At 38.9% G+C, this 12,365-nt stretch carries 6 protein-coding genes; 2 read left to right on the top strand and 4 right to left on the bottom strand.

The annotated features are described in order from the left end of the window. Positions 1–11 precede the first annotated feature (11 nt). Entirely contained in the window at positions 12–1,904 is a 1,893-nt protein-coding gene (locus J3U64_RS02535) for an ATP-dependent nuclease (protein ID WP_267408173.1), read from the bottom strand. Positions 1,905–2,338: 434 nt separating this feature from the next. Here J3U64_RS02535 and J3U64_RS02530 point away from each other — a divergent pair, with 434 nt between their 5' ends. Both J3U64_RS02530 and J3U64_RS02525 read left to right on the top strand, forming a co-directional pair. Continuing rightward, positions 2,339–3,142, top strand: coding sequence for a carbon-nitrogen hydrolase family protein (locus J3U64_RS02530; RefSeq protein ID WP_267408172.1), 804 nt, complete (start codon positions 2,339–2,341; stop codon positions 3,140–3,142). Between the two features lie 227 nt (positions 3,143–3,369). After that, positions 3,370–4,731, top strand: a complete 1,362-nt coding sequence (locus J3U64_RS02525; protein ID WP_267408171.1) for a sodium-dependent transporter — start codon at positions 3,370–3,372, stop codon at positions 4,729–4,731. Positions 4,732–5,440: 709 nt separating this feature from the next. On the opposite strand, the gene J3U64_RS02520 is transcribed toward J3U64_RS02525, so the two are convergent. From J3U64_RS02520 to J3U64_RS02510, 3 genes are all read right to left on the bottom strand, one after another. Next, on the bottom strand, positions 5,441–6,283 hold the full coding sequence (locus tag J3U64_RS02520) for a class II glutamine amidotransferase (RefSeq protein ID WP_267408170.1): 843 nt from the start codon (positions 6,281–6,283) through the stop codon (positions 5,441–5,443). A 170-nt stretch (positions 6,284–6,453) separates the two neighbouring features. Then, the gene (locus J3U64_RS02515) at positions 6,454–11,295 is read right to left on the bottom strand and encodes a calcium-binding protein (protein ID WP_267408169.1); all 4,842 of its coding nucleotides are present in this window, start codon (positions 11,293–11,295) and stop codon (positions 6,454–6,456) included. A gap of 57 nt (positions 11,296–11,352) precedes the next feature. Then, positions 11,353–12,225, bottom strand: coding sequence for a hypothetical protein (locus J3U64_RS02510; RefSeq protein ID WP_267408168.1), 873 nt, complete (start codon positions 12,223–12,225; stop codon positions 11,353–11,355). Between the last annotated feature and the right edge of the window lie 140 nt (positions 12,226–12,365).

The following is a 12,365-nucleotide window of genomic DNA, read 5'->3' as shown; positions in this document are numbered from 1 at the left end:
AATTGCTTCCTCTAGACTAGTGGCATATTGTTGTTGAATAGTTTTTTTTGAAATACAACCAAAATATTTTCGCTTTCAATATATTCAACATTATCAAGTTCTTCAGTTCCTAGGAGTTCTTTCAAAGTTTTATTAGTAGTTTTTCTACCTTTTAAACTGGTAACTTGTTTAAAACTCTTTGGATGGTGTCCGTCTTTGTTGTTAGGACATTTCTTATTACATGTTTTATTTTTCTCGCAATCAGTACGCTTGATATCTATATCTGTAATTATTAAACAAGGTATCTGTAACTGTTTAATCAAAGGATAATATACTTTAGCATGAGCACCATCAATTCTAAATATTGATATATAATATTTTTTTAGAACTTCATCATGTTCAAGATAATAATTGAGTAAGAGCTCCTCAGTCCCACCTTCCACAAAGATCACGGCGTCTGAAAAAAAAAGTTCAGAAACTTTATATTTGATGTGTTTTTTTAGAAATATTAATTCTTTTTGTTCTTGTTCGTTCGAAGCTCCATCCTTACTAAGTAAAGCATCATATAATGGTATGACAGTGCTGCATCGGTCTTTAACAGTTAAATAGTTGATATTATTAAATGAATTGCTGCTATGAATTTTACTATTTACAATGTGTGAAGAATGCGTGGTGATGATAATTTGGCATTTAAGTAAAGCTGCAGTTGAGTCTGGCTTTTGAATTTGCTCTAATACTTTATTTACAGCTGAATCAATGCGTTTAATAAAAAACTCCTGCATTTGCGGATGCATAAATGCTTCCGGTTCCTCTATCAGTAGTAAATTAATGTGGCTGTGGTGGCTTGCTTCTGGATAAGTGTGAATATAGTGCACAATCTCTCCAATAATATTCACTAGATTAATATAACCCAGCCCAAACTGATTTTCAGGAATATAATCTTCACCTTCCCTGAAGCTGTATTTAATCAGCTTGTTTAAAATATCATCTTTAGAAACATTACCTCTCAATTGCATATCAAAATGATTGGGTTGCTCAATCTCTCTTAAAATCTCACTCACTGATTTATTTTTCTTTTCTACTCCAGAAGTAATGATTCCGTTTATATTATTTAGTCCCTCATTTAATACATCTTTGTTTTCTTCATTCATAAATAATGTGACAACGATTTTTTGGAAAATGCCGGATAAAACATCTTCTTTCAAATTGCGGTTTGCATCAATACATTTTATTTTTATTAAATTACTTAGAGAAAAATTGGTTACCTCTTCATCATAATTATTACGGTAGCTCAGTTTGTATTTTGTTTTATCTTTATCATCCAGCAGATTACATATTTTTTCTAGTGGCGCTAATTCAGGATTATTCTTATCTTCTTTGGCTTGAATTAAGGCTCTAACTTCTTGTAAAAAGCTTTCTTCTTCTTTTATGGAGTAATTTGCTTTGATTACAATGCTTTCTTTTTTATCTAGATTATCTAATGTTACAAACGGGCTCAGATTACTGATTAAATCTTCTTCAAAATTTTCTAATTTAACTTTTAATTCAAATTCTATTTTTGGTGTTTCCAGTTTAATATCCGTATTATCTTCTTCATGATTCTGAAATGCCGCGACATACGTCCCAACCAAATTTTTCAGATAATCCAAATTAAAATCGCTGGACGTAACCATTTTATTATCATGCAGCTTTTTTAAAGCGTTAGTAATAGTGGTTTTACCGGTATTATTTTTGCCGATTATCAGGGTACTTGAGGGTGAAATCAGAGGTACAGGAGAACTATTTTCTTTAGAATGGTCCGAAGTTTTATTTTGTGCTTGCTCTAAAAATTTATTTTTTATTTCATTAGAATTAACAAAAAATACTTTGTTGTCTTTTTCCCCAAACTTGCGAAAATTTTTAAGCGTGAAACTTTGTAGATACATTATGGTTATTCCTATGTAAATCAGTATAGCAAATGGGTTTTGCTTTTTTTCATTTTAGCCGGATGTTTGAGACTCATTATCAGCCGGACAGACACTACATTAGCAAGATGATATTCTGGTATGATTTCAGCAGAAGTTCCTCCTTTTAAATAATTGTATTGAATAAAGATTTATTATTTTGTATTAATGACAAATTCTAGTAACAGATGAAACAGAAAGTCAAAAAAAATTGATCAAATTTTTAAATTAATTAATAATATTAATATGTTAATTAAAATCGGTATGACAAACATTTGTTCATGTCTTCAATCTAATTTAAAAAGTATATTTGCCAGTCAAATTTCTTAAAAAAATTTGCATGTAAAATAAGTTGAGGCTATAAATAATTTTCATTCAACAGTTCTGGCAGCAGCATTCAGTTTAAGGAGATACATATGAATAACATCTCAGTGGGCATTGTGCAGATGGTTTCTGGCACGAACGTGGCGGAAAATATTCAGTCTATGCAGCGTCTGGTGCGGCAAGCTGCGGCTGCTGGGGCTGAGTGGGTAGTCTTACCAGAGTACTGGCCCATTATGGGGCAGAATGATACTGATAAGGTGAAGGTGGCTGAAGTATTTGGCGATGGACCGTTGCAAACCGCTTTAAAATCGCTGGCCGCTGAATTGGTTATCGTGCTCTTTGGCGGTACCATACCATTACAAAGCACAGATAAAGCCAAAGTGCTTAACACTATGTTGGTATACGGCCGCGCCGGTGAGCTGCTTGGCTTTTATCATAAAATGCACCTGTTTGGATTTGTGGGTGCCAATGAAAGTTATGCAGAAGCCGATACGATTTTACGTGGCATGGATGTACCGCAGTTAAAAGTAGATGATGTTTCCGTAGCTCAAGGCATTTGTTACGATTTACGTTTTCCTGAATTCTTCCGTGCTCAACTGCCTTTTGATGTACTTGTACTGCCCGCTGCTTTTACCTATACCACCGGTAAAGCGCACTGGCATACGCTATTAACTGCACGTGCAATTGAAAATCAGTGCTATCTTCTCGCATCAGCACAAGGTGGTACACATCAAAACGGCCGCCGCACCTTTGGTCACAGCATGATCATTAATCCGTGGGGTGAAGTGCTGGCCTGTTTGCCGGAAGGTGAGGGCGTGATTACCGCGGAGCTGAATAATGATTTTCTGCAATCAGTACGCAGTAAATTACCGGCACTCCTGCATCGCATATTGTAATCAGGAATGATTTGGTTCAATAAAACAGCAACCTTCGCACTGGAACTGACGAGTTTGATAGACGTTTTGTCTAAATAATCAAATCTGTAATCATTTAAACAGGACAATAGCAATCATTACTTGTCCAAAAAAGAGAATCATGGCATGATTATCGATTAAATTTTGACTATATAAAGTTAAATGTTGAATTTTCTATCAAATTTTGATTTAGGAAGCAGTGGGCAGTTATGAGTGGTGGAACTAAGAAAAAATCGCATTCGCAATGGAGCTCGCGGATGGGCTTTATGCTTGCCGCAGCAGGTTCGGCAGTGGGTCTGGGCAATATCTGGAAATTTCCTTACATGGCAGGGCAGATGGGTGGTTCTGCCTTTGTGCTGACCTATCTGATATGTATGTTTATCATTGGCCTGCCGATTCTGGTTGCGGAATGGTTGATTGGTCGCCGCGGTCAGAAAAATCCGATTCATACCATGGAAGATGTAGCTGCTGCTGAAGGGCGTTCTAAATCATGGCGCTGGGTAGGGATTATCGGCGTTTTAGGCTCATTCTTGATTCTGTCTTTCTATAGCGTGATTGGCGGCTGGGCTACCGATTATATCTTTCTGGCCGGTAGTGGTACCTTTAAAGGACTGCATGGCGATGGTACCAGTCAGGTATTTCAGCAATTTCTGGGTAGTGTAAGCCATCTGCTTACATGGCATACAGTGTTTATGTTTGCAACTGCATTGATTGTTGCCATGGGTGTGGGAGCCGGTCTGGAGCGTTCTTGTAAAATCATGATGCCGGGGTTGGGGGTTTTGTTGATTGGTCTGGTGATTTATGCGGCGGTTGTCAGTGGCCCTTCTTTTGGTAGAGCATTCACTTTCCTGTTTACCCCAAATTGGTCTGCAATTACCGGAAAAGCAGTGTTAGCGGCTCTTGGCCATGCCTTTTTCAGTTTATCGCTTGGTATGGGAATTATGATGGCCTACGGCTCCTATCTGGGCAAAGATGTTAATCTGATTTCTACTGCTCGTACTGTGGTGATTCTGGACGTTATCGTTGCCATGTTATCCGGCATGGCCATTTTTCCTCTTGTATTTGCCAATGGTTTGCAACCGGGCGAAGGCCCTGGCCTTATCTTCGTTACTTTACCAATTGCTTTCGGTAATATGGCTGGCGGTACTATCATCGGTATTCTGTTCTTTATTTTTCTCACTTTTGCAGCACTGACATCTTCAATTTCATTACTGGAACCAACAGTCGAACTGTTGGAAGAAAAAACGCATCTAGGCCGTAAATCCGCCACTCTGGTAAGTAGCGTGGTTATCTGGGCATTGGGTATTGCCTGTCTGTTGTCTTTTAATGAATGGCAGGATGTAACTATTTTCGGTAAAAATATTTTTGACTGCTTGGATTACCTCACCAGTAAACTGATGTTGCCATTAACTGGTCTGGGCACCATTATTTTTGCTGGCTGGATGATGAAACAGGAAACCATCCGGCAAGAACTGAATTTAAGTCCAGTAATATTTGCTGGGTGGAAATTTTTATGCCGAATCGTTATTCCAGTGGCAGTGATTGCTATTCTGATTTACGGATTTATGTAATCTTGGTATAATTCTTATTAGAATATAGGTTTATCACCAATAAAAGCACTGGCCGGCAAAGAAAAATGCCGGCCAGTGCTTTTATTGGTAGGTTTTATAACTATTTGATTTTTATTAAAATAAATAAAATAGTTATATTCTATCTAAATATAGTTCAATCTTAAAATAGCTTTTATAAAAACTTCCAAATCTTTCTTTTGTATAGTGAATTAGTACTGTATAAGTCATGCTGCTCGCTTTTAAATGATCTATTTTTCTACCATTTAATACAATGGATTCTTTTTCCATCTGGTTTAAGCAACAAAATAAAGAAAATGTGATATTGTTTTATGCTTAAGTAATGAAAAACTATTATGCAGAAATTATTTTTTAACTAAGTTGATAATACTTATGCTCTCCATCTTTGTGCCGATATTTTGAACTGGATGCAATTAAATTATTAGCATCTGATGATAAAAAAACAAAATTTTGTATGATAAATATTTGAGTTTTTGCAGTTTCATCAATGCGCTGCTGATATGTCGAATACCGGACTCTTTAAGAGTAAGCGGATAAATCATTTTTGTGGCAATAGCTCGCTACAGCACACTGGCTGATCATTTTTCAAGCCCGAATAAAATCAATTTTCTGGTTCTGCCTCACGTCCAGAACCATGTCTAGCAATTAGCTCTATACGCATTAGCAAATAAAATAGCTAGTATTAGCTCCTTCACATCGTTACGCCTGCCTTGCGCGCAATTGCTAAGCCTTCTTCCACACTCATATATTGCGGTGGCAGAACACAATCTCGCAATACAATCGCACCCTGACTAAACATAACTAATTCATTCACAGCCAGTTGTTGCCATTGTTCGTTACAGGTAAGGGGTAGGGTGGCGATTACAGCTACTCGGTCGTGTGGTGTAGTCACCGCAGAAAAATCAATCGCCACATCTTCATCTGATAGCACGGCCTTACCAAACGGCGCCTGTCGAATAATATAAAAGAGCAGGGTGCTGGCATGGGCGATTAACCAGTCGCCATTCGAAAGCATATAATTAAATAGCCCATACTGGCGCAGCTCATCTGTGATTTCTGCAATTGTTTTAAATAAAATTTCACGCTCAGGTTTATGGCGAAAACGCTGGCGTAGCTGTTCCAGTAGATAGCAAAATGCCTCTTCCGAATCAGTGGTGCCAACCGGAGTAAAATATTCTCCTTCGGCTGGTTTGAAACCGCGAAGATTACCATTATGTGCAAATACCCAGTATTCTCCCCATAGTTCGCGTACAAAAGGATGAGTATTTACCAAATGCACTTGTCCCTGAGTGGCTTTGCGGATATGTGCGATCACATTTTCGGATTTGATTTTATATTGCTGCACTAAATCGGCTACAGGTGAGCTGGCACAAGGTTTATCATCTTGCAGGAGGCGTACCCCATGGCCTTCGAAAAAAGCAATCCCGAAACCATCCGCATGATTATCAGTTAACCCACCGCGTAAACGAAATCCTTCAAAAGAAAACACGATATCCGTAGGGGTATTGCAATCCATGCCTAACAACTGGCACATACTAATATTTCTCCTTCAATCATTAAATACTGTAATAATAATGTTGCACTATTTTAAGATTATACAACCTGATTAAAGTAATCCATAATTCAAGCGCATAAATTATGATAAAAAGCCTGTAACTGTGGTTACAGGCTTACTTGTAGACTTACAAGACTAGACACTGACTTTTATAGTACTGATGAGGCAGATAAAATCTCAGCAGAAGAAGTAAAAGCTTTATATTCAGCTGAAGAACACGCCACACCAGCAACAGCAAATCCTTTATCCATGCTGGCAATGGCCTGATTAAGTAAAGCCGCCGTCGCATGATTAAAAACCTCATAGTCAGCGCTTGCAGTTACTGCAACATCCTTTACTGGTTTGCTGATCGCTGCTGCAAATGTATTTTCTGCCACCATATCATATGCATCATTGTCACTCAAAAAACCAGCATCTGGAAGCATCGTGCTTATATCCGGCCAGTTGAAATATTGTTGTTCCAACCTCGAAGCATTACTGTATGAATCATCTGCATCTCGCAGCAAACTATCGTCTATAGCATTTATCTGGCGGCTCTGAATAGCACTACTGATTGCTTCATTCTGTGGAACAGGGCTAAGTGTTTTTTTCTTAGTAATCAGATTTAATAAGGTCTTACCTTGCTTACCATCTTCTGTAAAAATGATATTCGCTAAATCTGAATCTTTTTTCTTGTTTTTAATATCATAGCCAACAAGATAAATTGCATCGCCATTCACCTTGTTTTTAACCATTATCCCATCTTTATAAGCGGTAAAAGAAAGCGATTTTAAGTTGTCCACTTTAATATAAGACAAGCCGTTATGATCATCAATAGTTGTGATTCCGTCGCCATTTTCCACAATATAATAATCATCTCCTAAACCACCATTCAGATAATCATTACCTTTACCACCTTTCAGTATATCGTTACCGGCACCGCCATATAAGTTATCGTTGCCTTCGCCGCCGTATAACTTATCATCTCCATCATCACCCTGGAGGTTATCATCACCTTTGCCACCACTGATGAAATCATTACCATTCCCGCCATAAAGCATATCATTACCGGTGGTACGGCTTGTATTATCATCTACAGGTTTTTCACTGTCGCCATAAATAATATCATTGCCATCACCACCATAAATCACATCGTTACCATCACTGCCTATTAGTTTGTCATCACCAGTGCCGCCGTCCAGATAGTCATTCCCGTATCCACCATTGATATAATCATTTCCACCTTCGCCATATAAAATATCATTTCCTACCGAAAGCTCTGATTCAGTGTGAAGGTCGCCATATATTTTGTCATCACCATCGCCACCGTAAATGACATCATCGCCTGTATATTTCATATTCTTGGTTATTAAATAAAGCGGTTCTAATTTATTATTAGATATTATCCAGCCAGTAATATTTAGGAAATCTCCGACTATCACATCGTTACCATTACCACCATAAATATAATCATTTCCACCTCCACCGTAGAGCCTGTCATTTCCCTCTCCGCCATCAACTACATCATCACCATATCCACCATCAATTAAATCATCACCATCTTCACCGTAGAGATGATCGGAGCCATTTATAGAGCTGTCTTCATTTGCAAAGGGTACATGTTCATCACCATATATTTCGTCATCATCTTTACCACCATAAATCCAGTCATCTCCGCCGCCACCGACCAAAGTGTCTGAGCCAGCGCCGCCGTCAATATAGTCGTTACCTTTTATTTCGTTGTTTTGATCATCATCTCCATAAATAAGATCATGACCATCATCCCCATAAAGCGTATCATTTCCCTGGCCGCCATAAATGAAATCATTATCATCGCCACCATAAATCACATCTTCACCATAGCCACCATAGAGCCTATCCATACCAGCATCTCCCCAGATATGATCATTACCTTGAAAATACACATCTAAATTAGTGCCAGAATAATAATCGCCGTAGATAGTGTCGTCATCATCGCCGCCAAAAAGAAAATCGTCTCCACCCCCACCCAAAATATAGTCATTGCCGCTACCACCGTAAATAGTATCGTTGCCATGATATCTAGCAGGTGCCATTTGATATATTGATTCTGGAATGAAATCGCCATACAGTTTGTCGTTGCCATCGCCACCAATAATCACGTCATTTCCACCACCGCCAATAATCTCATCAGCGCCTTCGCCGCCATCGATACGGTCATCTCCATGCTCATAAAGGGAAACATAATTCAGATAGCCAGGTAAGATAATACCATCGCCATATAAAATATCATTTCCTTTACCGCCGATAATATAATCATTACCTGCCATTCCATATACCGTATCATTACCGCACTCAGTACTGTCCGGCGCTGCGGAATCACCCTCAATATAATCATTCAGATTACCGCCAAGAATATAATCATTGCCATCACCGCCATATAAAAAATCACCATTGTAGCTAGCATCGGCTGAGATTGATGAAGTTTCATTTATACTTGAAGTGACACCACTCAGAATCTGAGTATCATTTTTATCAAGATAAACACCCCAGTTGGGGCCAGCATAAATAAGTTTCTTACCCGAAGCCGGCATTTTCCAACGCTCTTTCGGTGAGTGCCGTGCAGATATAGATAAATGATTGTTGGCTAAAATAAAATCATCTCCAGCTCCACCTTTTATCGTGTCCGAGCCACCACCGCCAGTGAGCAAATCCGTACCATCGCCACCATAAATCACATCGTCACCGGCATTGCCGTCTATGGCATCGCCTCCAGCCATGCCCCAGATTTCATCATTCTTGGCGCTACCGAAAATCACATCTTCAAATCCTTTTTCATCTAGGCCATTGATAATACGGCCATCTGAGGCACGATTATCCCAATCCTTATGATAAGTCCCTTTGTAAGGTAGCAAATCTTCATCAAAGTAGCCTTCTACATGAATTATTTTCGGCCGAGAATCACCCATAAATTTTTTTCTGTCTTTATCTGGTGCTGCGGCCATGGCAGGTAAATGAATGCCAAGCTGGTTTCCACTTTGCTTGCTCCATCCGCTGATGGTAAGTATATCTTTATCATTAATTAGCGATTGAATACATAAATCGCCTTCTTCATTCAGCCATACCTGCCATTTATTATCTTTAGTCTGCCACAGATTCAGCTCTTTTTTTATCCACTGATAGGAAGAAAAATGCTTATTATTCAAATAAACATCACCATTTCCGTCACTATCAATAATACGATCCTGCCCGTCACCACTATTGAAGTAATAAGCATCAGACCCAGCACCACCAATCAAGATATCATTACCGCCGCCACCTATCATTTGGTCATTACCATTACCCCCAACCAACACATCTGAAGCTGCTCCGCCTTGGGCAACGCCATTTTCATTGTCTGCCAGCATCACCACCTGATGCACAGAAGTATTGGCTTGAGGATTTGTGCTCCAGCTCTGGCCGGATACCCCATCTTTAAACATAATGGCATCATTATCAGAAAATCCGTAACTCTTGCGTATAGATTGCACAAAGGTTTTTAGCTGTTGATAGCGCGGCCGCTCAGAGAAGAAATCGTGAAATCCATCATAATCAAATTGCTTATCCACATACTGATTGAATTCAGAAGCCTGAGCATAGCGAAATTCCTGCAGCAGCCAGCAGCGTATTTTTACCCAATCTTCACCCATTTGTGCCAGCGTACGTTGCTCAGGTACAAAATCAGGATTCAGTACTATCACCGGATTCAGCTTTTCCAACGCATTCAGATAGAGAGACACTTTTTCTGTCTCACCCTGTTTGGTCAACCTTTGCAGTAAATCAAGTACTGATTCAGGTGCACCTTCTATCCAGTCCAGCTGATATTTGAATTCATATTCATCTTTAATGCCGTTTACCGGCTGCCGGTGCCCTGATTGAGAATCAAATACAAACTCCAGCCCTTTTTCCAGAAAATTCTGGTCATTAATAGAAGATATCAGTGCATCATGGCTATTGAGGATGCTTTTATTCAGTACGGCGGCCATAATCCATTTGGTTACAGCTGTACCGCCTGCCAGTAGCCAGTTATTTTTTAATTGTTGTTTGGTCGTTGTAGAAGTGTGGCTATTGCTGAAAAACTCGCCAGTGAGCTTATTTTCCGGCGAGGTATATTTATCATACCAGCTATGGCTGGATAAATTGAACACATTATGTTCCAGTACTTCTGCAGTTATTCCCATTCCTGCGGCCACGACATCCGTATCACGACACCATTGCTGTGCCTGCTTTTGTTCCTCACCAGAAATGGCAATCTTTTTAAAGCCCAGCTTATCTGCCAGCAGGTCTGGTAGTTCGGGTTTATTTAGTATCTCACCCAGTACACCTGCAGAAAGGCTGAGTGAAAAAGTAAATGAACGAATGATTGATTTTCTGGAAACCACATTCCCTGTGGATTTATCAACATAAATATAGCCATTCTTAGCATCCTGCATAATATTGTACAGCTCTAAACTTACAATCGGCCCGCCACTGACCACTTCGCCTTTGGTCTTGCGGATACTTTCCCACATATTTTCAGCAACCTGAGCACCTTTAATAATGCTGCCATCAGTTCGGGTAATGGAAGCATTATTCTGGATAATCGACATTGGAGTATATAATGTCCAATAATTGATATCTAAATTATTTTTATTAAATGTTTCTACATGAAAATCTAACATTTCATAATATTTTATATCTTGACCTCCTTTGCCTTGATTCAGCTTTTTTTGCAAAATGTCCAAATATCCTAAAACCATATCTCTGCGCACACTATCTACTCTTGCTTGCGTAAGCACCTGTTTATTATCTTTGGCTACAGCTTGCATAAATGCCAGCGCCCCATTGCCGGTGATGCTGTCGCCGGTGGCTACGCCAATTGCCCAGCCGGCATAATCATAGCCCTTATCCCGCAGTGCCTGATACACTTCGCCGATAGCAGCCAAATTACCTGTTTTGATTTTTTTATTCCATGCATCAAGTTCTTGTTTGGTTAATAGCGCTGGCTGAGACATATTTCATCCCCTTTCATCAATAGTTAATAATACATATCATCCCGTAGTCGGGAAATTTTACTTACCTGCCTGTTTCTTAATTAGTTTGCCTTCATTAGTCACCACCCAGCTATCCAGTATGGCAGCAATATTTTTTTCTGTTTGCTGCCATAGTTTCAGATAGACACGGTTGTATGTAATACTGACTTCTATAGGAAAGTTACTAATCATAAATTCATGATGACAATATTGTATCTTTCCAACAATATCACATAGGATAAGGGTTTTAATATTATTATTTGCATCTCGATAGATATACAGATCTTTTCCTGCAATATTATCAGTCCATGGCTGATTCGTACTGGGGTCTATACCGTTATTGGCTTGATAATAGGTTAAGCCAAATACTTTATCTGGTTTTTTAGAATATCCAAAATCCCAGTTTTCTTTTGACGATTCTAAAATATTATTAAACCATTGATTGAAAGTTTTAGGTTGTTTAGGGCTATATAAGTTATAAACAATCGTATAACCCCACGGAAAAGGCTTACCTTTAGGAATCAGATTTTTATTATCATTCATATAATCAATATCAGTTTGCTCTCTTCTAATTTTAATAGCACCATCCGTTACGCGGTATTGAAAATCAAAACCATCAATGGGTAGCTGATAAGTGATGGGGGGACGCTTGTATTCGCCGGCTTTTCTATCACGGTCGAAATCGCCAGGGTCTCCTACATAGTGTACCCACGTAAACACTACACCATCGGGAATACTGACTGGTTTACCGCCCAGATTACCAATGGAATCATAGCGGCCAAATCGGTCCTGATTAGTGAAAGGTACAGGCTGCTGTTTGGCTTTGTCTTTATCCTTATCAGAACACCCAGCCAGCAAAAGCAGGCCAGTTAAACAGACAGCTTTAGCATACGATATCAATAAATTTCTCATACTGATGTCTCCTAACCGACTAACATATAAATTAGCATAATTTTAGGATAATGCAAACAAAAACATACACAAAAATTAACTAATGTAATGAAAGATTAACTCTGAATGGATTATTATGTTTTAATATATATGCAATCTAC

The sequence above is a fragment of the Snodgrassella sp. B3800 genome, assembly GCF_026535865.1.
Taxonomy (GTDB): Bacteria; Pseudomonadota; Gammaproteobacteria; order Burkholderiales; family Neisseriaceae; genus Snodgrassella; species Snodgrassella alvi_E.
Note: the sequence above shows the minus strand (reverse complement) of the source record. Positions and strands in the feature narration are given on the sequence as shown.